Genomic DNA, 23,894 nt, shown 5'->3' with positions numbered 1-23,894 from the left:
GTAGGTGGTGAAAAAATGTTTACTCATGTTGAAAGTTTTAAATCAACTTTTCTAGAAAAGTTAGAGACGATGTATGGGAAAAGTTTCAAAGATTCTACAACTCGTGATCAATATAATACGCTCGGCCATATGGTACGTGAGTATATGAATAGTCAATGGATTGCAACGAATGAGAGTTATCGATCCGGAGAGCAAAAGCAAATGTATTACTTGTCTATTGAGTTTTTGCTTGGACGTTTGCTTGGAAGTAACATCTTGAATTTAGGTATTAGAGATGTATGCGAGCAGGGGTTATCTGAACTAGGGATTTCGTTGCAAGAGTTAGAAGAAGTGGAAGCAGATGCAGGCCTTGGTAATGGTGGGCTTGGACGCTTAGCAGCCTGTTTTCTCGATTCACTTGCATCTTTAAACTTGCCAGGACACGGCTGTGGAATTCGTTATAAACATGGTTTGTTTGATCAGAAAATTGTTGATGGTTATCAAGTTGAATTTCCAGAACAGTGGCTTCTTCATGAAAATGTATGGGAAGTAAGAAGGCATGATCAAGCTGTGGAAGTAAGTTATTTCGGCAGTGTTGAACCGCTAGAAATTGACGGGCGTTTAGAGTTTAGGCATACAAATGCAGAAGTCATTATGGCAGTGCCATATGATGTGCCGGTAGTAGGCTATGAGGCGAGTACTGTAAACACACTTAGACTTTGGAATGCTGAACCAGTTCCTTTCCCGCAAAACTGCAAAGATATTTTGAAATATAAGCGCGAAACAGAGGCTGTATCGGAGTTTTTATATCCAGATGATACGCATGATGAGGGGAAAATACTTCGTTTAAAACAACAGTATTTCCTCGTATCAGCAAGTTTACAAAATATTGTTCGAATGCATAGAGAAAGATATGGTGACCTTCGTCAACTACATGAAAAAATTGCGATTCATATTAACGATACACATCCGGTTTTAGCAATTCCAGAACTGATGCGTATTTTACTAGACGAAGAAAAGTTAACATGGGAAGAAGCTTGGCACATAACGACGCAGACGATTTCTTATACGAATCATACGACGTTATCAGAAGCGCTCGAAAAGTGGCCAATTCACATTTTTAAACCATTATTACCGAGAATTTATATGATTATTGAAGAGATTAATGAACGTTTCTGTCATGAACTTTGGGAACGTTATCCTTATGAATGGCATCGCATCGAAGACATGGCAATTATTGCGCATGATCTTGTGAAAATGGCTCATTTAGCAATTGTCGGTAGCCATAGCGTAAACGGTGTAGCAAAAATTCATACGGAAATATTAAAGCAGCGGGAAATGCGATTGTTTTATGAATTTTATCCAGATAAGTTTAATAATAAGACGAATGGAATTGCTCATAGGCGCTGGCTTATGAAAGCAAATCCACAGTTAACAAATCTCATTTCAGAGGCGATTGGAACAGAGTGGAAGAAAGAACCGATTAAGCTTCAATCGTTGCAAACAGTTCAATATGATGCGAGTTTCCAAGAGAAATTTGCAGAAGTAAAACAAGAACGTAAAGAGATTTTAGCGGAGCGCATTCATAATACAATGGGGATTACGATTGATCCAAATTCTATTTTTGATGTGCAAGTGAAAAGATTACATGCTTACAAACGACAATTATTAAATGTTCTTCATATTTTATATTTGTATAACCGTTTGAAAGAGGATGCTAGTTTTACATTTTATCCGCGTACTTTTATTTTTGGAGCGAAAGCATCACCTGGATATTATTACGCGAAAAAAATTATTAAATTAATAAATGAACTCGCAAGAAAAGTAAATAATGACCCGTATGTCAGTCAATATATGAAAGTTATCTTTCTAGAAAACTATCGAGTTTCTTTAGCGGAAGATATATTCCCGGCAGCGGATGTAAGTGAACAAATTTCAACGGCGAGTAAAGAAGCATCGGGAACAGGTAATATGAAATTTATGATGAACGGTGCGATTACACTCGGAACGCTAGACGGAGCTAACATTGAAATAAAAGACCGGGTCGGTGATGATAACTGTTTCATTTTCGGCTTAACAGCGGAAGAGGTTCTTCATTACTATCAAAATGGTGGATATCGTGCAAGTGATTATTATCACCACAATAGGCACATTAAGAAAGTAGTTGATCAATTAACAAATGGTTTCTTTGCACAATCGGGAGCAGAATTTGAAGCGATTTATGATTCTCTCGTTATTCAAAATGATGAATATTTCGTTCTGCGAGATTTTGGCCCATATGCTGAAAAACAAGAAGCTGTCGGTAGAGCTTATGAGAACCGAACAAAGTGGCTAGAAATGTCGATTTTAAATATTGCACAGTCTGGTCATTTTGCGAGTGATCGAACGATTTTGCAGTACAGCAATGAAATTTGGGGTATTGGTAATGCAGTTAAACAGTTTTAAAGAAGTTGCTATATTGGGAGATATATTATCGATTTACCAACAAAAATGGATATTAATAAATAAAACGGGCTTAATAAAATTAAGCTCGTTTTATTTATTTTGCTTAAGAAAGACATGGAACAGTGGTATATATGATACCTGCCCCATCATACTCTCCTGTCGCAAAGTATGAAAATGTAAAGAAACCTGTGACCGTAAAAATTACAATAAGAAAAAGTGTGAAGATAAATTTTAACATGTAAGGTCCCCTCATCCAAAAATAACTTCATAGAGTATTATAGTATACGAATATTTTATTTCCAATTGTTTACTGGTTAAAAATGAGAAGTCAGACATGTTTTGTATGTTGTAATGGAATGATTATTTGTAATGGATTTTGTATTTTTTGTAAATGTCATATTGTGATGGACGTGTGCATACTCCCAATCATGATCATTAAAATTTATGTTTCGGGGAGGGAGAAGTGGAACGACATCGAACAAGTTGACGAAACGAAAGCTACTAGCTACTTGTAGTTTATAATAATTTCGAAAAGCGATATCTCCTACTTTTGGAGAAGCGAATGTATAAAGTCCATACTGTGCGAAGGCAGTATTTATACGTGCATCTAATATGTGTAATGTGGCAAGCGCACCACCTAGACTATGCCCAGTAGCTAGCAGTTTTTTATGTGCTGGCAATGATACGAGCATATCCATAATAGAATCACGACAAGACTCATAAATAGAGAGAAAGCCGTTATGGACATTTCCGCTATTTAAAGCATAAGGATAAGGTTTTTGATTGACGAGAGAGTCAATAATCCAATCAGGGTCTGTTTGAGTGCCCCTGAAGGCAACGATAATTGTATCCTCAGATTCTAATATAAACCCGAACCATTCTGTTGTTTGAATGGCTTTTCCTTGAAACCCTTGTACATATTGAAAACCATCTGGTATTTCGAAAATACCATTTTGTTTATATTGTTCATACGTTAACTCACAACAAGAAGCTAACAGTATGGCAGTGTCTTTATCAAAGGATAAAGGAGTACGCATTAAGGAAGCCCTCCTTAAGAAAAGGTATAGTTTAATATATGCGGTGAGGAACTTGATTCATGCTTTTGGAAAAAAGACTTGAACCTACAGTTACGTGAGGGAGTATGATTTTTGTAAACATATTGTTAGGAGGAGTGTAAGATGAGCAAAAGGGAAGGCTGTTCAATTGGTGAGTTTGCAAAGAGGACAGGCACATCAATACGGACACTACAATATTACGATGAAATTGGACTACTTAAACCTGGAAAGAATGTTAGCTCTGGTCACCGTGTGTACAAAGGAAAAGATATATTAGAACTACAGAAAATAGTGAGTCTTAAAGTATTAGGATATAGTTTAGAAGAAATACGCGTTATGCTGAAAATGCCAAGTTTGAATGTAAATTTAAAAGAAACGTTGGAACAACAAAGAAAAGCCTTTGAAGAAAAGAGAAGACACATTGAAGTTTCGATAAAGGCGCTTGAACGAACAATGGTATGTCTTGAGGAAGATGAAGAGTTGGATAGTGACATATTAATGAGTCTAATTAACAGCATTCAAAAAGAAAACGAACAACGTTTATGGCTTGAAGGATATGTATCAAAAGACTTGGCTGATGGATTATATAATAAGTCGGAAGAAGAGGGCATAGCACTTGATAAAGAGTTTGTGCGTTTAGCAAAAGAAGTGAAAAGGTTATTTGGAAGACAAATTGAGGATTCAGAAGTGCAAAAATTGGTTGATGAACATATGAAGGCGACTCTTAAGTATGTTGGTGAAGAGACAATGTATTCTTTAGGTAAATTAGAGAATGTAGAAGAACAATATAATAATATGATGCCATCTCCTTACACGGAAGAAGAAGAGACATGGCTTAATGAAGCGATGGAGTATTATATGATTCGAAATGGTATGTATAGCCCTCCGCATTAAAAATAAAGTGCCATAGTCATAAACTTTAGAGAAATGCCTCCGATGTTTTTTTGCATTGGAGGCATTTTTTACTCTTTTCCATCTAAAAGGTGAACAAGGCCACCTAATATACTACTTTCACCAGTACTTTATAATGCTGGGCTTGTAAGAGGTTTGAAAAAATAGCCTGTATATATTTGAACGATGATTACCTATTTACTTGTGTTTGTTCGCACTATATACCGAAAATTTCGGGAAACGAAACATATTATTTATCTGTTTGTTTTTGCTTTTTTTTCAAATACTCCGCACGTAATTGTTCAAGTTGCTGCTTTTTATCAAATTTGGCAGGCTTCTGTTTTTCATGAAACTTTGCCACAGCTACCTGACTTTTGGAATCCAATTGATATTTTCCCACTTTGTTCACCTACTTTTCTTGTCTTGAAAGAGAATCTATTCAACAAATATAATATACCTTATTTTACTGAAGTAAACCTTATTACTTTATTTCATCTGCTTTTTCTCGTTTGTAGACGTAAATTAAAACACCCTTTCACTGCATTACTGCAAGCAAGGGTGTTTAATTTTAGTATTATATTAGTCGATGGACAAGCCTGCATAAGGGCCCTTTTTACTCTTTCCCATCCAATAAACGACCAAGGCCACCTAATACACTACCTTCACCAGTACTTTGCGCTGCTGGGCTTGTAAGGCGTGCTGCTAATCGGCTAAGTGTTAAGGACTGAATCCAAACTGTTCCAGGACCTTCTAATGTTGCGAAGAATAAACCCTCACCGCCAAATAGAGCTGTTTTTACTTTTCCAACGAACTCGATATCATAGTTAATATCTTTTGTCATGGCAACGAGACAACCTGTATCAATGCGAAGTTTCTCACCAGGTTTTAATTCACGTTTATATACAGTTCCACCTGCGTGCATGAAAGCAAGGCCGTCACCTTCAAGTTTCTGCATGATAAACCCTTCACCACCGAAGAAACCAGTTCCTATTTTTTTCGTAAATTCAATTCCGATAGAAACACCTTTTGCGGCACAAAGAAAGGCATCTTTTTGACAAACTACTTTTCCTTGATATTCTGTTAAATCTACAGGAATAATTTTACCAGGATAAGGAGCAGCAAATGAGACGTGGCGTTTGCCGTGACCTGTATTTGTAAATACAGTCATAAACATACTTTCGCCTGTAACGAGACGTTTACCAGCGCCCATTAATTTGCCGAATAAACCGTTAGATGGGCCAGAACCGTCACCAAAGATTGTTTCCATTTCAATGTAATCTTCCATCATCATCATTGCGCCAGCTTCTGCGATAACGCTTTCTTTTGGATCTAATTCAATTTCAACAAACTGCATATCATCGCCATATAACTTATACTCGATTTCATGTGCTTGCATTTTTTCACCTCATAAATATGTAGTAATTATATTGTACAGAAGTTAAAAGAATTAGAGTACTGTATTTTTGTTAATTTTTGAATAAAAATAGAATGAAAATTTAAGGTTATACTAGGATTATAAAAAATGATGGAATGAAAGTGTTCTCATTTGACGTTTTCGATATAGCATGATATAGTGAAAGCACTATTGAGCTACATAATGTGGTACGGAAATAAAGCACGTTGTATTAAAGGCTGTAAGCTTGTTATACATTCATGTCCTTTATATCCACCTTTTCATGTGGATTCATAGTTTCATTTTTATTTAGGAGGTACATGACATGCAAACAGGTAAAGTTAAATGGTTTAACGGCGAAAAAGGTTTTGGCTTCATCGAAGTTGAAGGCGGAGAAGACGTATTCGTACATTTCTCAGCTATCCAAGGCGACGGCTTCAAAACTTTAGAAGAAGGTCAAGAAGTTTCTTTCGAAATCGTTGAAGGAAACCGCGGACCACAAGCAGCTAACGTTACAAAAAACTAATTAGCTAGCGATAAAAAGCATTCCGATTTTCGGAATGCTTTTTTTTATTCTTTGGAACTAGATTCATTTGAAGATAATTCACCTTTGAAGGTACGTTCTTCAAAATCATCAAGCATTTGTTCATATTCTTCATGCTCTTCTGTAGCGAAAACTTGTGGGTTTTTCCCGTACATATCCGTACCGATAAAGTTTTCAAAATCCTCCACGTAGCCTACGTTTTCTTCACTATTTACATACATGCCATTATAGTTTTTTGAATCTTGTCTTTCTAAATCAGACGGCGTTTCAGATGTTCCGTAATTTGCGACATCTTGCCACGCATCTTCCGCATCGTACTCAACAGAATGGTCCTCATCATGCTTGTGGAAAGAAGGAGACAACACTTCTTCTTCAACTGGCCGTGTATTCATATTTAACTTATTTGTCGCGTGCTGTATGCATGTTGTAGCAGTCGGCATTGCTTCCAATCTTTCAAATGGAATTTCTTCGCCAGACACTTCACAAATGCCGTACGTACCCGCTTCTATTTTTTGTAGGGCATGTTTCGTCTCCTCAAGCTGTTTATGCCAAAGTTCAATAAGCCCGAAGTCTTTTTCCCGTTCATATAGCTCTGTAGCCATATCACCTGGATGGTTGTCATAGCTAGACAGTTCTCCTACTGAATCGCGTTCAGAAGCACGATCTGTATTTTCATGAGTTTGTATCGTTTGTTCCAGTTCTTGTTTTTGTTTTTCTAAAATGGATTTAAATTGACCTACTTGTTGTGGAGTTAACATAGTCGTCCACCTTCCTACAATTCAGTTTCTTTACATAGTATGAGCGTTGAGAGTAGGAATTATGAGATGAATTTCAGATATGAAAAAGGAGCCACATAAGCAGCTCCTTTTATAGAAAGTATCCAAGTAATAATCCGATTCCCATTAGGAAACCGAAGATTGTATTTGTTTTTGCTGTTGCAATCATCGCAGGTACCATTTCCATTGGAATGCTTTTGCCGATAAAGCCTTTCGTCGCTTTAAATGCTTTCGGCGCACTTAAAAATACGATAAGCATCCATGGTGATACGATGCCCACGATAATTAAAGCAATTGTCCAAATGTAGGAAACGATGAACATCGAAGCAAGTACACCAACAGCTCTTTCACGTCCAACGAGAATTGCTAACGTTTTACGACCGTTTTCTTTATCGCCATCCAAGTCGCGAATATTATTAGCTAGTAAAATGGCGCCAATTAAAATGGAGCTTGGAATAGATAGTAAAATGACTTCTGATGTTACAGTTCCAGTTTGAATAAAGAATGAAATCCCAATAATAATGACACCCATAAATAATCCGGCTGTCAACTCTCCAAATGGTGTATATGCAATTGGAAGTGGGCCACCTGTATAAAGGTAAGCAACGGCCATACAAACAAGACCGATTGCAGCAAGCCACCAGCTAGAATTCATACAAATATAAACACCTAATAGTATTGCGATGCCGAAAAATCCAAATGCTAAGTTAAGCACTGTTTTTGGCTGAATGCCATCGCGAACGATAGCGCCGCCGATACCAACTGAACCTTCGTGATCGAGTCCTCTTTTATAATCAAAGTATTCATTAAACATGTTTGTTGCTGCTTGAATGAGAAGACAAGCAAGAAGCATCATAAGGAAAAGAGGAAGATGTATTTGATTTATACCTCCGACCTGCATCGAATATGCTGTTCCGATGAAAACAGGTACGAAAGCGGCTGTTAATGTATGGGGACGTAGTAAACTCCACCAGATGCGCCAGCCTGTTTGCTTACTTGGCTTTGGCGCCGTAGGAGAGGAATTCGTTTTGACGTTCATTTCCATGTTGAATCCTCCTTTGGTCACATATTGTACACAACTAAGTGTAGAAAAAGCATCATTTAGTGTCAACGTTTATTTTCTAGGAAGAGAAGGTGAATTTCTCAGAAATGCTAAACGTTGACAGGCCTTTCGTTTGAGGTGTATCTTAAAATCAAGCGTAATTATGACTATTTTTCGCCCATAGGGGGGAGACAATTGTGATTCAAACGAAACAAAAAGGCTTGCAAGAAGTTCTTATTGCAGCTATCAAGCGTGCAACTAACGAAAAAACATTGGTTAGTTTTGTAAAACAAATAGACTGGGTGGATCCGCTTCTGTTCTATGCAGCAGGAAAAAGGATTTCATTCGAAAATAGATGTTATTTTGCAGACCCGGCTCAGCATGTAATATTTGCAGGAATTGGCTCTGTTTTCACTATAGCAAATTCTTCTCATAAGCGCTTTCAAACCGCTCGTGACGAGTGGGAGAAAGTAAAAGAGAATGCATTTGTCCAAAGAGATGAATATGAATTTGGAACGGGTCCGCTTTTATTTGGTGGTTTTTCCTTTGATCCAGAAAAAGAGAAAACGGACCTATGGAAAGAGTTTAAAGATACGACATTTTCACTACCAGCATTTTTATTAACTGTAAAAAATGAAAAAGCATGGTTAACGATGAATACATTTGTTGCAGCAACAGATTGTGCAGAAACTCTTTATAATGAAATAATTTCTTTAGAAGAGAAAATTTTTGAGGAGAGTAAATGTGCGCTAAACGGATCGAAATTAACTGTTATTTCTAAAGTAGAAGTGGATCCGAAAGGCTGGATGAAAGCAATTGAAAAAGTACAAGATGAGATGAAGCAGGGTAACGTGCAGAAGGTTGTATTGGCGAGGGAACTAAAAGTAGAGATGAACCATTCGATTGATTCTGCTCTTGTTTTAGAAGCACTTCGCATTGGTCAACCGGATTGTTACGTATTTTCTTTTGATTATAAAGGAGCATGCTTCTTAGGAGCGACGCCTGAGAGATTAATTCGCAAAGAAGATGAGAAATTTACATCGATGTGTCTTGCTGGTTCAATCGGTCATGGTCATTCTATAGAAGAAAGTGAACGAAATAGTAATGCGCTTCTTCATGATGAAAAGAATTTAGCTGAACATGGTTATGTTGTTAACATGATCCGCTCGGTACTAAATGAACATTGCGAATACGTTAATATTCCGGAAAGCCCAGGTTTATTAACAACGAAAAACTTAATTCACTTATATACGCCTGTAGAAGCAAAAGGCGATGCGAGTCTTTTAACAATGGTAGAAGAATTACATCCAACACCAGCTCTTGGCGGGACACCTCGTTTGGAAGCGATGAAACTGATCCGTGATGTTGAATTGTTAGACAGAGGGTTGTATGGTGCACCGATTGGCTGGATAGATGATGAAGGAAATGGTGAATTTGCGGTTGCGCTGCGCTGCGGATTATTAAACGGCGAGAAAGCATCCTTATTTGCCGGTTGTGGTATTGTAATTGATTCAATCCCGCAGCTTGAATATGAAGAAACAAGTTTGAAGTTTAGACCGATGCTTGGTGCTTTGGAGGAATTAATGAAATGAACAATCATATAGAAGCATTATCATATTATTTAGGCGCGTTCGTGGATGAACTGACGCGTCTAGATGTATGTGATGTTGTCATTAGTCCAGGCTCACGGTCAACGCCGATTGCTTTACTAATGGAACAACACGAAGGAATGAACACATATTTACATGTAGATGAAAGATCAGCTGGATTTTTCGCGCTCGGTATTGCGAAAGCGAAAAAACGCCCAGTAGCATTATTATGTACGTCAGGAACAGCAGCAGCTAATTACTATCCAGCTGTATGTGAAGCTTTTCATTCAAGGGTCCCGCTTATCGTCTTAACAGCGGATAGACCGCATGAATTAAGAGATGTGGGTGCACCACAAGCAATGAATCAATTTAATTTATACGGTACTTTTGTGAAACAATTTACAGAGATGGCACTGCCAGAAGCGAGTGAAGCGATGTATCATTACGCTCGTATGACGACGCAGCGCATAGTAGCAAATGCTTGTTTAGCGCCGCAGGGTCCTGTTCATCTTAATTTTCCAGTTCGCGAGCCACTTATCCCTGATTTCTCACTAGGAAGCTTATGGGATAAAGGACGTAGTGAATATACAGGAGTAGTTCAGCAAGGAAACGTGACGATGCCGAGTGAATATGTAGATTCTCTTGTAGGGCGCCTTTCACATATGGAAAAGGGGCTTATTATTTGTGGAGATGATAGTCATTCAGAAATTGCAATGTTTGCAACGCAACTAGCTGAAAAAACTGGCTATCCTATATTAGCAGACCCACTTTCTAATATTCGTAGCGGACACCACGATAAAACGATGGTAATTGACTGTTATGATACATTTTTACGAAATGAGCAGTTAAAAGAAAAATGGAAACCGGACGTGTTAATTCGCTTTGGTGGTATGCCTATTTCTAAATCATTAACGCAGTTCATAAAAAAACAAACGAAAGCAGTTCATATCGTTGTCGATGAATCAGGACAATGGAGAGATCCAGCTCTTGTTGCGACAGAAGTTGTGCAAGCAAGTGACATTGAATTCTGCAAGGCAGTAATAGAAAAAATGCCAGTTATGAAGAAGAATGATTGGTTCGTAATGTGGCAACATATAAACGAAAAAACGAAGGAAACGCTTCGTGAAATGGAAACATATGAAACTGCATTTGAAGGAAAGGTTATTACAGATATTGTGCACGTATTACCAGAAGACGCAACGTTATTTGCGAGCAATAGTATGCCAATTCGTGATACAGACTCATTCTTCTTCACATCGGATAAAAACATCCATGTGATGGCAAACCGTGGCGTAAATGGTATTGATGGAATCATTTCGACAGCTTTAGGAGCGAGCATTATTTGCGATCCACTTGTATTAGTGATTGGTGATTTATCATTTTATCACGATTTAAATGGGCTATTAGCAGCGAAATTACATGAATTAAACATAACAATTGTCGTTGTAAATAATGATGGCGGGGGTATTTTCTCATTCTTACCACAATATGAGAAAAAGGAACATTTTGAATCATTATTTGGAACACCAATTGGACTTGATTATGAGCACGTTGTCAAAATGTACGGTGGTTCATTTAGCCGTGTAAATGGTTGGGAGCAATTCCGTGAAGAAGTACAAAAGGGAGCAACGACAAAAGGTTTACACGTTGTGGAAATTTGTACGAACCGTGATGAAAACTTAACATTGCACCGTACGTTATGGGCAAAAACACAAGACGTAATTACTACATCGTTGCAAGGTGAATCAAAATGAACGTAACACTGCAAGGTGTATCGTATGAATATGAAGTAGTTGGAAGCGGGGAACCACTTCTACTTCTTCATGGTTTTACGGGAAGCATGGAAACGTGGCGTTCTTTTATCCCTTCATGGAGCGAGCAGTTTCAAGTTATTGTAGTAGATCTTGTTGGACACGGAAAGACCGAGAGTCCTGAAGATGTTGCGCATTATGATATCCGAAATGTGGCATTGCAAATGAAAGAACTATTAGATTACCTTCAGATTGAAAAAGCACATATACTTGGCTATTCAATGGGCGGTAGATTAGCGATTACGATGGCATGTCTATATCCAGATTATGTACACTCTCTTTTATTAGAAAATTGTACAGCTGGGCTCGAAAACGAAGAGGATAGAAAAGAACGTCGTGAAAAAGATGATCGACTTGCTAATAAAATTGAGCGAGAAGGCGTTCAAAGTTTTGTTTCTATGTGGGAAAATATTCCGCTTTTTGAAACGCAAAAACGTTTAGCAGAAAACGTACAAGAAGCGGTGCGAAAAGAACGGCTTGCTAACAATCCAAAAGGACTTGCAAATAGCTTGCGCGGCATGGGAACAGGGGCTCAGCCTTCATGGTGGGATGAGCTACACAACTTGAAAATGCCTGTTCTTTTAATGAACGGAGAATATGATGAAAAGTTCTTTCGCATATTAAAAAACATCGAAAAATACGTTTCTGATGCGAAAATTGTCAAAATTGATGGTGCTGGCCATGCAATTCATGTGGAACAACCGGAAAAGTTTGATACAATAGTAAAGGGATTTCTAAAAACTATGCAGTGATGCTTTTTTCAGTAAGAAGGAAGTCACACTTATAGAGGAGATCAGAAATATACAAGGAGGTAGTTGTAATGGCTATTGAATGGGTAACAGAAGGCAATTACGAAGATATTATTTATTCAACATACAATGGTATCGCAAAGATTTCGATTAACCGCCCTGAAGTACATAACGCATTCCGTCCAAAAACGGTAATGGAGTTAATCAATGCATTTGCACACGCTCGTGATGATGCAAATGTTGGCGTTATCATTTTAACAGGAGAAGGTGGACGTGCATTCTGTTCTGGCGGCGACCAAAAAGTTCGCGGTCATGGTGGATATGTAGGTGACGACCAAATCCCACGTCTAAACGTATTAGACTTACAACGTCTAATTCGCGCAATTCCTAAACCAGTTATCGCAATGGTAGCAGGTTATGCAATCGGCGGTGGACACGTACTTCATATCGTATGTGACTTAACAATCGCTGCAGACAACGCTGTATTCGGACAAACAGGTCCTAAAGTAGGAAGCTTTGACGGTGGATACGGAGCTGGTTACTTAGCTCGTATGGTAGGCCACAAGAAAGCTCGCGAAATTTGGTACCTATGCCGTCAATACAACGCACAAGAAGCGCTTGATATGGGCTTAGTAAATACAGTAGTACCATTAGAAGAGCTTGAAGCAGAAACAGTACAATGGGCACAAGAAATTTTAGCAAACAGCCCAATGGCACTTCGTTTCCTAAAAGCTGCATTCAACGCAGACACAGACGGTCTAGCTGGTATTCAACAACTAGCTGGAGATGCAACGTTATTGTACTACACAACTGACGAAGCAAAAGAAGGTCGCGACGCATTCAAAGAAAAACGCAGTCCGGACTTCGGTCAATTCCCTCGTTTCCCGTGATCAAACCAAAAGCGGAAGCAGCTCACCCACAAAGTGAGACGCAACCAAAAGAACAAACCGGAAACAAAACAACTAAGAGACTTGATGTCATATCAAGTCTCTTTCTTTCATGAAAGGAGAATGAGTAATGGAGACGATGCCTAATTGGTTAATGCAGCGTGCATTTTTAACACCAGATCGCACTGCAATTGAAATAGAGGAAGAGAAAGTTACTTTTATACAGCTACATGAAAAAGTAGTATCTGTTTGTGAACACCTTACGCATGTAGGAGTGAAGCGTGGGCAAAAGGTGGCTGTTCTGATGAAAAATGGTATGGAGATGATTACAGTTATTCACGCCCTATCTTATGTAGGTGCAGTAGCTGTGCTTTTAAATACGCGTCTTTCAAGAGAAGAGCTACTTTGGCAAATGGATGATGCTGAAGTTGTTTGTTTAGTGACGGATCAAGATTTTGATGCTAAAGATGTTCCTGTTTATTCATTCGCCGAAGTGATGAATGGACCAAAAGAGGAAGCCTCTATACAAGAAGAGTTTTCTTTAGAAGAAGCGATGACAATTATTTATACATCTGGGACAACAGGCAAACCGAAAGGAGTTATTTTAACGTACGGAAATCATTGGGCAAGCGCAGTTGGTTCGTCGCTTAATTTAGGACTTCGTGATGATGATTGCTGGTTAGCCTGCATGCCGATGTTCCATGTTGGCGGGCTATCTCTTTTAATGAAAAACATTATGTACGGCATGCGTATTTTACTTGTTCCGAAATATGATGCTGATTTTATTCATAAAGCACTTCAAAAAAGAGGAGTAACAATTATTTCTGTCGTTTCTAAAATGTTAACTGATTTATTAGAGCGACTTGGGGCAGAGACATATCCATCTTCTTTACGATGCATGTTACTTGGCGGAGGACCAGCGCCAAAACCACTATTAGAAGCATGTGTAGAAAAAGGGATTCCTGTATATCAAACGTACGGTATGACAGAAACATCTTCGCAAATTTGTACGTTATCCGCAGATTACATGTTAACGAAAGTAGGATCAGCTGGAAAACCACTATTTCAGTGCCAACTTCGTATTGAAAAAGATGGCGTAGTAGTGCCACCATTTGCGGAAGGTGAGATTGTAGTAAAAGGACCGAACGTAACAGGCGGTTACTTTAACCGTGAAGATGCGACGCGAGAGACTATTCAAAACGGATGGCTTCATACTGGCGACCTCGGTTATTTAGACGAAGAAGGGTTTTTATACGTATTAGATCGTCGCAGTGATTTAATTATTTCTGGCGGAGAGAATATATATCCAGCTCAAATTGAAGAAGTGTTGCTTTCTCATCCGGCAGTAGCGGAAGCTGGTGTTGTCGGCATGGCTGACGATAAATGGGGACAAGTACCAGCTGCTTTTGTTGTGAAAAGCGGGGCGGTAACAGAAGAAGAAATTCTTCATTTTTGCGAGGAGAAGTTAGCGAAATATAAAGTGCCGAAGAAAGCATGTTTCTTAGAGGAATTACCACGTAACGCTTCGAAAAAATTGTTAAGACGAGAGTTAAGACAATTAGTGGAGGAGATGTAGGTGGAAATAAAAAAAGCGACACTGTATATAACGGAAATGCCACTCGTAATCCCGTTTGCTGCAAGCTACGGGACTTACGAAAAGCGTGAGAGTATCGTTATTGAATTAGAGGATACGGACGGGTACATCGGATTTGGGGAAGTCGTTGCATTCTCTGAACCGTGGTATACGGAAGAAACGGTGAAGACAGCGCTGCATGTACTGCAAGACTTTTTAATACCTGATTTATTAAAGGCTGAAATTTCTCATCCGAATGAGGTACCGGGTCTATTTCAACATATAAAAAGAAACCGAATGGCAAAAGCCGGAATAGAGGGGGCTGTTTGGGATTTATATGCGAAGCGTCAAAAGAAATCGCTAGCGACAGTACTTGGCGGAACTAGTCATGAAATTGAAGTCGGCGTTGTAATTGGGATTAATACGATTCCGGTTATGTTAAAACAAATCGAGAAGTACGCGGAAGAAGGATACGAGCGTTTTAAAGTGAAAATAAAGCCAGAGCATGATTATGAGTTATTAAAAGAAATTCGAAAAGAGTTTCCGCATATCCCGCTAATGGCTGATGCAAATTCAGCATATACATTAGCGGATACAGAGAGGCTGAAACGACTAGATGAATTCCAATTAATGATGATTGAACAACCGTTAGCGGATTACGATTTTCTTGATCACGCGGAGTTGCAAAAGAAAATTGAAACGCCGATTTGTTTAGATGAAAGTATTCATGGTTTAGAAGACGCACGCGTTGCGATTACGCTTGGTAGTTGCCGCATCGTTAACATTAAGCCAGGGCGAGTGGGCGGATTAACAGAGTCGGTTCAAATTCATAATTATTGCATGGAGCATAACATACCCGTTTGGTGCGGCGGTATGGTAGAAATGGGGGTTTCACGAGCGCAAAATGTTGCTCTTGCTTCACTGCCGAACTTTACGATTCCTGGTGATATATCCGCTTCTAGTAGACATTGGCAGAGGGATATTATTTCACCGGAAGTGACGCTTGAGGGCGGGAAAGTGAGGGTGCCGCAAAGCGTTGATGCTGAGTATGAAGTAGATCGCGGAAGGCTGGCGGAAATCACGAAGCAGCGAATTGTTTTTGAGCGGTAAAGGGGAGTTTCCTTAGGCTGCCCGCAAGTAGCGAGAGGATTTTGTCGTTCATTGTCGGTAAGTCGATATATTTCAATAATCGCTGATATAATTTTATTTACAAAGGTTACTTTAACGAGTAGCCTTTTTGTATTGTACAAATTGGATAGACTAGTTTACAATCGAGCGTATAAAAATGGAATGAAAAAGGGGGAGTAAAATGAAACGCATTTCAATTTTAATCGCTGATGATGAGGCGGAAATTGCTGACTTAATTGAGATACATTTAGAAAAAGAAGGGTACCATGTTGTGAAAGCAGCGGATGGGGAAGAGGCGGTTCATATTATTGAAACGCAGCCAATCGACTTGGTAGTTTTAGATATTATGATGCCGAAAATGGATGGTTATGAGGTGACGCGTCAAATTCGCGCGAAACATCATATGCCAATTATTTTTTTAAGCGCGAAAACTTCGGACTTTGATAAGGTGACAGGTCTTGTACTAGGTGCGGATGATTATATGACGAAGCCTTTCACACCGATAGAATTAGTTGCACGTGTAAATGCACAACTGCGTAGGTTTTTTACGTTAAATCAACCGAAAGTAGCGGAGAGTAAATCTGCTTTAGAAATAGGCGGAGTCGTAATTAATCCTGAGCGCAGGACGGTTGATGTGTATGGTGAGCAAATTGAATTAACGCCGAAAGAGTTCGATATTTTATATTTATTAGCGAGTCATCCGAAGAAAGTATACAATGTGGAAAATATTTTTCAGCACGTATGGGCGGATGATTATTATGAAGGTGGAAATACAGTAATGGTACATATTCGTACTTTGCGGAAGAAACTTGGAGAAGATAAAAGAAAGGATAAATTAATAAAAACAGTGTGGGGAGTAGGTTATACTTTCAATGGCTAATATGATGAAAAGTTTTCGATTTAAAATGATTGCCTTATTTGCGTTAAGTATGGTGCTTGCAGCAACTGTAACTTATATAATTTATAAAGGATTGCAGTTGTATTATAAAACGATGGTTCGCTACGAAGAGCCTTTAGCACAATTTAGGTCAATGGTAAGGGAATTTGGAGACATTAACTTCTTTTTAATTTTCTTTATTCCGTTATCTATTATCTTTTTCTTCTTTTTGACAAAACCGTATTTAAAATACTTTGATGAAATTTCTAATGGGATTCATCATCTTGCGAACGGTAACTTTACGAATAAAGTTCAAGTTTCATCAAATGATGAGTTTGGAAATATCGCGCGTGAAATAAATGTTGCAAGTGAAAAGTTAAAAGAAGCTGTTGAAAGAGGAGATTTTGCTGAAAGTAGTAAAGATCAGCTCGTTGTGAATTTAGCTCATGATTTAAGAACACCGTTAACATCCGTGTTAGGATATTTAGATTTAATTCTTAAAGATGAAAATTTAACAAAAGAACAAATTAAACATTTCTCCACAATTGCATATACAAAATCGCAAAGACTGGAAAGTTTAATTGATGAGCTATTTGAAATTACACGTATGAATTATGGCATGCTAAACCTGGATAAAAAGCCGATTGATATAAGTGAGTTGCTTATACAGTTAGAGGAGGAATTGTATCCGTTATTAGAAAAACATCATTTAGAAGCTAGATTGAATGTGGATCCTCATTTACCGATGCACGGTGATGGGAAATTGTTAGCTAGAGTATTTGAAAACTTGTTAACAAATGCCGTTCGTTACGGGTATGATGGGCAATTTGTTGATATGAATGGGTATGTTGATAATGGAGAAGTTGTCGTACAAATTATGAATTACGGAGATAGCATTCCAGAAGAAGATTTACCTTATCTTTTTGATATGTTTTATACAGGTGATAAAGCGAGAACAGAGAACCGTGGCGGGACAGGCCTTGGACTATTTATTGCGAAAAATATTGTCGAGCAACATAACGGTACGATTTCTGCTGAGAGCAATGTAGTTAGAACGCTATTTGAAGTACGATTGCCAAAAGACGAGAATGTAACAATTTAATAAAAATTTAAACTTTACCCCACTTTTTATTTTAATAGTTTTTTCTATTCTATACGTAAGTTACGTTAAGGAGGAACTAGAAATGAAAAAGTGGGTATTTATTTCTTTTTTTATAGCATTCACAGTATGTGTAGGCGTTTATATATCACCGTTATTTCAAAAGGAAATCGATGTTAAAATTGTCGGGAAAGATGAGCTAGTAAAGGCGGCAAACACCGAGGGGAAAGAGATTACGAAGGAACAAATTTATAAGGGCGATTTATTATTAGTTAACAGGGATTATCCAGTAAAAAAAGATAGTATTAGGTCTGATATTATAAATGTAAATCATAATAGTGAATTAGTAAGAGGTTATGTAATATTTGATAGAAATCTTCGTTTATCAAAGGATGTTGTGAAAAAGTTTTTGAACGTTGTCGATGCGGCTGGAAAAGAAAGTGTTAACCATTTTTTGATTAGTAGTGGTTATAGAGATTTCCAAGAGCAAAAACAGCTATATGAAAAAATGGGATCTGATTATGCACTTCCAGCAGGATACAGTGAACATAATTTAGGATTATCACTGGACATTGGGTCTACTCAAAAGAAAATGGAGAAAGCGCCTGAAGGAAAATGGATTGAAGAGAACGTATGGAAGCATGGCTTTGTATTACGTTATCCGAAAAATAAAAGTAACATTACTGGAATTCAATATGAGCCATGGCATATCCGTTATGTCGGCCTACCTCATAGCGCAATTATGCAAAAAAAGAATTTTACACTAGAGGAATATTTAGAGTTTTTAAAAGAGGAAAAAGAGGTTTCAACTGAAGTAGAAGGTAAGAAATATACTGTTTCTTATTATAAAGTTTCTGAGAATACGAAAGTGAACGTTCCAGCAAACAAGCAGTATGAAATTTCCGGGAACAATATGGATGGGGTTATTGTGACGGTTCAGGAATAGAGAAAAAGGCTGTGCCATTTGGAACAGCCTTTTCTTATATAAGAAAGGAAGTGACGTTTTTTGTCGGTAAATCGATATTCTTTGTCGAATCGTTAATATATTATAAGTTATGATAGATATAATTGAAAAATCGTTGATATATTGTAAGTTATGATAGATATATTCAAAAAATCGTTGATATAATTTCCTATACTATTAGCATTTTGGAGGAGCATCTTTTTATGTATTTTTAAACATTATAACGTTATATTTACTTCTCCCTTTTTTTGTGTTACGCTAAACGTGTGAAAGAGATATAAAATGAAACTTTAATGTAAGCGTATTCTTATGGCTTCTTATAGAAAAGGGTGGAAATACAATGACAGAACGATTCGTACTACGTAATGTGAAACGTGTGAACGGGGAAGAGATTGACATTGTAATTGAAAATAACAAAATCGCACAGGTGACGAAAGCTGGTGCTGGCGAGGGTGGAAAGGTTCTTGATTACTCTGGTACTTACGTATCGAGTGGCTGGATTGATTTGCACGTTCACGCTTTTCCAGAGTTTGATCCGTATGGCGATGAGGTAGATGAAATTGGCGTTAAGCAAGGGGTAACGACAATTGTTGATGCGGGTAGTTGCGGTGCTGATCGCATTGCAGATTTAGTAAAAAGTAGAGAGCAGGCAAAGACAAATTTATTTGCCTTTTTAAATATTTCTCGCATCGGTTTGAAACGAATTGATGAATTATCCAATATGGAATGGATAGATAAAGAGAAAGCGATAGAAGCAGTAGAAAAGTATAAAGATGTAATCGTTGGGTTAAAGGCGAGAATGAGTAAAAGTGTCGTTTGTGATAGTGGAATTGAACCGCTGCATGTAGCGCGCGCTTTATCTCGAGAAACATCATTACCGATTATGGTACATATCGGTTCAGCGCCTCCCCGTATAGAGGAAGTTGTACCTCTTTTAGAAAAAGATGATGTGATTACACATTATTTAAACGGGAAAGAAAATAATTTATTTGATGAAGAAGGGAAACCGCTACCTGTGTTGTTAGATGCGGTGAATCGCGGCGTGCATTTAGATGTTGGTCACGGTAATGCTAGCTTTTCTTTTAAAGTAGCAGAAGCGGCGAAGTGTCACGATATTGCCTTTAATACAATTAGTACGGATATTTATCGGAAGAATCGTATACATGGTCCAGTGTATAGTATGGCTCACGTTCTTTCGAAATTCCTTTACTTAGGTTATCCGCTAGAAGAAGTGATTGATGCGGTTACGAAAAATGCGGCAGAGTGGCTTAAGAAACCAGAGCTTGGCCGTATTCAAGAAGGAGATATTGCAAACTTAACTTTATTTACGGTTAAAGATGAGAAGGTTACGTTAATTGATTCAGAAGGGGATCAGCGCAGTGCTGAAAAAAGAATTGATACGAAAGGGGTTGTAATTAATGGGTCAGTCATTGAATGCTAAGTACGGATTAAAAAGAGTAATTAATGCGAGCGGTAGAATGAGTATTTTAGGTGTATCTGCTCCTACAGATACGGTAATGGATGCGATGAAACATGGTGGACAAAATTATGTGGAAATTGCTGATTTAGTAGATAAAGCAGGAGACCATATTGCGAGAATTCTAGATTCAGAGGCAGCGGTCGTTGTGAATTCAGCATCGAGCGGAATTGCGCTTTCTATCGCTGGTATCGTTACAGAAGGAAATCGCCGTAAAAGTGAAAGACTTCATCAAGAAGTAATCGCGAAAAACGAAGTGATTATGTTAAAAGGTCATAACGTTCAATACGGTGCTCCTGTTGAAACGATGATTTACTTAGGTGGAGGAAAACTCGTTGAAGTTGGCTACGCAAATGAAGGGAAAGCAGAACATATTGAAGATGCGATTGGCGAAAATACAGCAGCAATTCTTTATGTGAAATCACATCATGCAGTGCAAAAAAATATGATTTCTGTTGAAGAAGCATGGGAAGTAGCGCAGCGAAATAACGTACCACTTATCGTTGATGCGGCAGCTGAAGAAGACATTCAAAAATATGTGAAGTATTCAGATCTTGCTATTTATAGCGGTTCAAAGGCGATTGAAGGACCTACTTCTGGTATTGTTGGCGGGAAACGAAAATATATTGAGTGGCTGAAAGTGCAATTACATTGCATCGGAAGAAGTATGAAAGTCGGGAAAGAGACAACTTTTGGCTTACTTCAAGCGCTTAATGAGTACGGAGTAAAAGAAGATAAGAGCGAGCAAGAAAAAGAATTGCTACAAGTACTTATGCCGCTAAAAGAATTAAATGGTGTAAATGTAACGATCGTTCAAGATGAAGCTGGAAGAGCAATCTTTAGAGCTCGTATTCATATTAACGAGAAAGAGTTAAACAAATCAGCAAGAGATGTTGTGACTGCATTACGCGAAGGGGAAATCGCCATTTATACACGTGATTACGGAGTAAGACAAGGATTCTTTGATATTGATCCACGTCCACTTCAAGGTGATGACATACATGTGATTGAAGAAAAATTGAGAGAAATCGTAGGGGGAAACTAAAATGACAAACATTCAAAAACGTTTTTATAAAGGCCGCGTAGCATTAAATGTATTAGCAAACAATATAGAAAATGCAAAAGATATTTTTGAAGCAGCAGAAGGTTATGTAGTAGTGGGAGTGTTATCAAAAGACTACCCAACAGTAGAAGAAGCTGTTACAGCTATGAAAGCATACGGAAAAGAAATTGATGACGCTGTATCAATCGGACTAGGCGCAGGAGATAATCGCCAAGCAGCAGTTGTAGCTGAAATTGCGAAGCATTATCCTGGTAGCCATATTAACCAAGTGTTCCCTTCAGTTGGAGCAACGCGTGCAAATCTCGGCGAAAAAGATAGCTGGATTAATAGTTTAGTATCACCAACAGGAAAAGTAGGTTACGTAAATATTTCTACTGGCCCAATTAGTGCGGCTGGAGAAGAAAAAGCAATCGTTCCAATTAAAACAGCAATCGCACTTGTGCGTGATATGGGCGGAAATTCATTGAAATACTTCTCGATGAAAGGGCTAGCTCACGAAGAAGAATATCGCGCAGTTGCGAAAGCTTGTGCAGAAGAAGGATTCGCATTAGAGCCAACAGGTGGAATTGATAAAGAAAACTTTGAAACAATTGTACGTATTGCGCTTGAGGCAAATGTAGAGCAAGTTATCCCGCACGTATACTCTTCTATTATTGATAAAGAAACTGGTAATACGAAAGTAGAAGATGTTCGTGAATTATTAGCAGTCGTGAAAAAGCTAGTTGATCAATATGCGTAAGAAAATTGCAGCGTTCGGCGAAGTAATGATGCGCCTGCAAGTACCTGGATATGAATTGTTGTCGCAAGCTAACACGTTAAATTACTCATTTTCAGGTACAGGTGTGAACGTTGTAGCGGCACTTTCTCACTTAGGGCATGAAGGGCTTCTTATTTCAACTTTACCGGAAAATTCGGTTGGAGATGCAGCTGTATCTTACATTCAAAAGTTAGGGATTCAAACTTCTCTTGTTTCAAGAGGCGGTAAATATGTAGGTATGTATTTTTTAGAAAATGGATTCGGTGCACGTGCAAGCCGCGTTACATATTCGAATCGATTAGAAAGTAGCTTCAATACGGCATCTGAAGAGATGTACCAATTTGAAGAAATTGCTAAGGAGATTGATATCGTTCATTTTTGCGGTATTACACTTGCGATGAATGATACTGTACGCCATCATATGAAGTCTTTAGCAAGAGCAGTTAAAGAAAACGGAGGAACCGTCGTTTTTGATTGCAATTATCGTCCATCACTTTGGGGAGAAGACGGATATGAACAGGCAAAACCGCATTATGAAGAAATGCTGGGGCTTGCTGATATCGTTATGATGAACGAAAAAGATGCGATGTTCGTTCTTGGAATGAAAACAGAAGAGACGGAGCGAGAAGCGCAGCTGCTGGATCTTATTCCAAAGGTAGCTGAAACGTATCATATCGCTACAATCGCTGGTACTCATCGCTCTATTAACAGTGATAATACACATTCGCTTCGCGGGTTTATATGTAAAGATGGTTCGTTAACTTTTGCAAAAACACTTACGTTTTCTGTATATGATAGAATAGGTGCTGGAGATGCTTATACGAGCGGAATTATTCATGGCGAGATAAAAGAGTTTGCACCAGAGAAAGCTGTTTCATTTGCGTCAGCAGCTGGAATGCTAGCACATACAATCGTCGGTGATACGCCAATGTCATCAGAGAAAGATATACTTCGGGCGATGACGGCATCAGTAGGTGATGTAGAAAGGTAGTGGGTGTAACAGTGAACGTAACGAGGAAAAAAGGACCATTATATTTACAAATAAAAAATATTATTCGTGATCGAATATTGCATGGCGTATATGCGATTCATACGAATATTCCTTCAGAACCGCAATTAGAAGAAGAGTTCAAAGTTAGTAAGATTACAGTGCGTAATGCGATTAAAGAACTCGCTCAAGAAGGATATTTGGAAAAGAAGAGCGGCAAAGGAACGAAAGTGATTCGTAATACTTCTGCGACAAAACTGTCAAAGGGTAAGAAATTTACAGAAGTGTTAGTGGAAGAAGGATATAAAGTACAAAAGAAATTATTAAAAGCAGAAATCGTTCATAATGAGGAAGGAACAGTGCCGTTTCGATTATTCGGTAAAGAGAGTTTTCGTATCGAGCGCCTATATATGTTAAATGATACGCCGTATATTCATTATACGCACTATTTCTCAGCTCGAATGGCGAGTACAGATTTATCGGACTTTGATTTACAATCGCTTTACGATTTAGTTGAGGACCGAGGTATACATTTAGAAAACTTCAGAGATGAATTCGCGGTTGGGCTTGCACCTAATTTCGTTGCAGAAGCGCTAGGTGAAAAAGAGGGAACAGCGTTATTAAAACGTATGCGCTATTCTTATGATGAAGTTGGCGAAGTAATTGAATATAGCGAAGGCTACTACAATACAGAAATGCAGCATTATGTAGTGAATTATGACGTATAAAAAAGAGGGGATGTTCCCTCTTTTTTTATAAAGTAAAACTTTAATTAGTGGAGGAGGGCATCACCCACTAATTATTAGC

The 23,894-nt window shown here is 38.2% G+C and carries 23 protein-coding genes; 17 read left to right on the top strand and 6 right to left on the bottom strand.

Annotation, left to right across the window (positions count from 1 at the left end):
- Positions 1–15 precede the first annotated feature (15 nt).
- Positions 16–2,424 (top strand): glycogen phosphorylase, encoded by a 2,409-nt coding sequence (gene glgP / locus ACS2FK_RS23770; RefSeq protein WP_063548915.1) that lies wholly within the window; start codon positions 16–18, stop codon positions 2,422–2,424.
- 103 nt (positions 2,425–2,527) lie between these two features.
- Here glgP and ACS2FK_RS23765 read toward each other — a convergent pair whose 3' ends face one another.
- Together ACS2FK_RS23765 and ACS2FK_RS23760 are read right to left on the bottom strand one after the other, a co-directional pair.
- Positions 2,528–2,662 carry a hypothetical protein gene (locus tag ACS2FK_RS23765; RefSeq protein ID WP_000911077.1) on the bottom strand — a complete coding sequence of 45 codons (135 nt, stop codon included), beginning with the start codon at positions 2,660–2,662 and terminating at the stop codon, positions 2,528–2,530.
- Between the two features lie 76 nt (positions 2,663–2,738).
- On the bottom strand, positions 2,739–3,461 hold the full coding sequence (locus ACS2FK_RS23760) for a lipase family protein (protein ID WP_001260112.1): 723 nt from the start codon (positions 3,459–3,461) through the stop codon (positions 2,739–2,741).
- Between the two features lie 141 nt (positions 3,462–3,602).
- Between ACS2FK_RS23760 and ACS2FK_RS23755 the strand changes: the two genes are divergently transcribed.
- Positions 3,603–4,373, top strand: a complete 771-nt coding sequence (locus ACS2FK_RS23755; RefSeq protein WP_063548913.1) for a MerR family transcriptional regulator — start codon at positions 3,603–3,605, stop codon at positions 4,371–4,373.
- Between the two features lie 247 nt (positions 4,374–4,620).
- Here the strand turns inward: ACS2FK_RS23755 and ACS2FK_RS23750 are convergent, their stop codons facing one another.
- Both ACS2FK_RS23750 and ACS2FK_RS23745 read right to left on the bottom strand, forming a co-directional pair.
- Positions 4,621–4,770, bottom strand: a complete 150-nt coding sequence (locus tag ACS2FK_RS23750) for a hypothetical protein (RefSeq protein WP_000521642.1) — start codon at positions 4,768–4,770, stop codon at positions 4,621–4,623.
- Between the two features lie 213 nt (positions 4,771–4,983).
- Positions 4,984–5,766 (bottom strand): TIGR00266 family protein, encoded by a 783-nt coding sequence (locus tag ACS2FK_RS23745; RefSeq protein ID WP_001147841.1) that lies wholly within the window; start codon positions 5,764–5,766, stop codon positions 4,984–4,986.
- A 322-nt stretch (positions 5,767–6,088) separates the two neighbouring features.
- On the opposite strand from ACS2FK_RS23745, the gene cspD reads away from it, so the two are divergent.
- On the top strand, positions 6,089–6,289 hold the full coding sequence (gene cspD, locus ACS2FK_RS23740) for a cold-shock protein CspD (protein ID WP_001193052.1): 201 nt from the start codon (positions 6,089–6,091) through the stop codon (positions 6,287–6,289).
- A 44-nt stretch (positions 6,290–6,333) separates the two neighbouring features.
- Here cspD and ACS2FK_RS23735 read toward each other — a convergent pair whose 3' ends face one another.
- Positions 6,334–7,065, bottom strand: a complete 732-nt coding sequence (locus tag ACS2FK_RS23735; RefSeq protein ID WP_000957398.1) for a yteA family sporulation protein — start codon at positions 7,063–7,065, stop codon at positions 6,334–6,336.
- A 109-nt stretch (positions 7,066–7,174) separates the two neighbouring features.
- A complete protein-coding gene (locus tag ACS2FK_RS23730) occupies positions 7,175–8,128 on the bottom strand; it encodes a 1,4-dihydroxy-2-naphthoate polyprenyltransferase (protein WP_000425770.1) in 954 nt (317 codons plus the stop codon).
- A 194-nt stretch (positions 8,129–8,322) separates the two neighbouring features.
- On the opposite strand from ACS2FK_RS23730, the gene ACS2FK_RS23725 reads away from it, so the two are divergent.
- The 14 genes from ACS2FK_RS23725 (at position 8,323) to ACS2FK_RS23660 (ending at position 23,815) form a co-directional block, all read left to right on the top strand.
- A complete protein-coding gene (locus ACS2FK_RS23725; RefSeq protein WP_000616734.1) occupies positions 8,323–9,717 on the top strand; it encodes an isochorismate synthase in 1,395 nt (464 codons plus the stop codon).
- Complete coding sequence (gene menD, locus ACS2FK_RS23720) at positions 9,714–11,468, top strand: 2-succinyl-5-enolpyruvyl-6-hydroxy-3-cyclohexene-1-carboxylic-acid synthase (protein WP_063548911.1); 1,755 nt, start codon at positions 9,714–9,716, stop codon at positions 11,466–11,468. Before ACS2FK_RS23725 ends, menD begins: the two co-directional genes overlap by 4 nt.
- A complete protein-coding gene (gene menH, locus ACS2FK_RS23715) occupies positions 11,465–12,277 on the top strand; it encodes a 2-succinyl-6-hydroxy-2,4-cyclohexadiene-1-carboxylate synthase (protein WP_063548909.1) in 813 nt (270 codons plus the stop codon). The genes menD and menH overlap by 4 nt, the downstream gene beginning before the upstream one ends.
- A 68-nt stretch (positions 12,278–12,345) precedes the next feature.
- Positions 12,346–13,164, top strand: coding sequence for a 1,4-dihydroxy-2-naphthoyl-CoA synthase (gene menB / locus ACS2FK_RS23710; protein ID WP_000963892.1), 819 nt, complete (start codon positions 12,346–12,348; stop codon positions 13,162–13,164).
- 127 nt (positions 13,165–13,291) lie between these two features.
- A complete protein-coding gene (locus ACS2FK_RS23705) occupies positions 13,292–14,737 on the top strand; it encodes an o-succinylbenzoate--CoA ligase (protein WP_063548907.1) in 1,446 nt (481 codons plus the stop codon).
- Positions 14,738–15,844, top strand: a complete 1,107-nt coding sequence (gene menC, locus ACS2FK_RS23700; RefSeq protein WP_063548905.1) for an o-succinylbenzoate synthase — start codon at positions 14,738–14,740, stop codon at positions 15,842–15,844. It abuts the gene before it with no gap.
- 199 nt (positions 15,845–16,043) lie between these two features.
- Positions 16,044–16,742: a response regulator transcription factor gene (locus ACS2FK_RS23695; protein ID WP_000822510.1), complete on the top strand. Its 699-nt coding sequence runs from the start codon at positions 16,044–16,046 to the stop codon at positions 16,740–16,742.
- On the top strand, positions 16,735–17,841 hold the full coding sequence (locus tag ACS2FK_RS23690; RefSeq protein WP_063548903.1) for a sensor histidine kinase: 1,107 nt from the start codon (positions 16,735–16,737) through the stop codon (positions 17,839–17,841). The genes ACS2FK_RS23695 and ACS2FK_RS23690 overlap by 8 nt, the downstream gene beginning before the upstream one ends.
- Before the next feature lie 82 nt (positions 17,842–17,923).
- On the top strand, positions 17,924–18,784 hold the full coding sequence (locus tag ACS2FK_RS23685) for a D-Ala-D-Ala carboxypeptidase VanY (protein WP_000759402.1): 861 nt from the start codon (positions 17,924–17,926) through the stop codon (positions 18,782–18,784).
- Positions 18,785–19,142: 358 nt separating this feature from the next.
- Complete coding sequence (locus ACS2FK_RS23680) at positions 19,143–20,243, top strand: amidohydrolase/deacetylase family metallohydrolase (RefSeq protein ID WP_063548901.1); 1,101 nt, start codon at positions 19,143–19,145, stop codon at positions 20,241–20,243.
- A complete protein-coding gene (locus ACS2FK_RS23675) occupies positions 20,221–21,324 on the top strand; it encodes a DgaE family pyridoxal phosphate-dependent ammonia lyase (RefSeq protein ID WP_063548899.1) in 1,104 nt (367 codons plus the stop codon). The genes ACS2FK_RS23680 and ACS2FK_RS23675 overlap by 23 nt, the downstream gene beginning before the upstream one ends.
- Position 21,325: 1 nt before the next feature.
- Positions 21,326–22,081: a 2-dehydro-3-deoxy-phosphogluconate aldolase gene (gene dagF / locus ACS2FK_RS23670; RefSeq protein WP_063548897.1), complete on the top strand. Its 756-nt coding sequence runs from the start codon at positions 21,326–21,328 to the stop codon at positions 22,079–22,081.
- Positions 22,074–23,090, top strand: a complete 1,017-nt coding sequence (locus tag ACS2FK_RS23665; RefSeq protein WP_063548895.1) for a sugar kinase — start codon at positions 22,074–22,076, stop codon at positions 23,088–23,090. The genes dagF and ACS2FK_RS23665 overlap by 8 nt, the downstream gene beginning before the upstream one ends.
- Positions 23,090–23,815: a GntR family transcriptional regulator gene (locus tag ACS2FK_RS23660; protein WP_000539259.1), complete on the top strand. Its 726-nt coding sequence runs from the start codon at positions 23,090–23,092 to the stop codon at positions 23,813–23,815. The genes ACS2FK_RS23665 and ACS2FK_RS23660 overlap by 1 nt, the downstream gene beginning before the upstream one ends.
- The last annotated feature ends 79 nt before the right edge of the window (positions 23,816–23,894 follow it).

The organism is Bacillus cereus group sp. BceL220 (genome assembly GCF_051776965.1).
Classification (GTDB): domain Bacteria; phylum Bacillota; class Bacilli; order Bacillales; family Bacillaceae_G; genus Bacillus_A; species Bacillus_A cereus.
The sequence above is the reverse complement of the archived record's forward strand: the minus strand, read 5'-3'. Positions and strand labels throughout refer to the sequence as shown.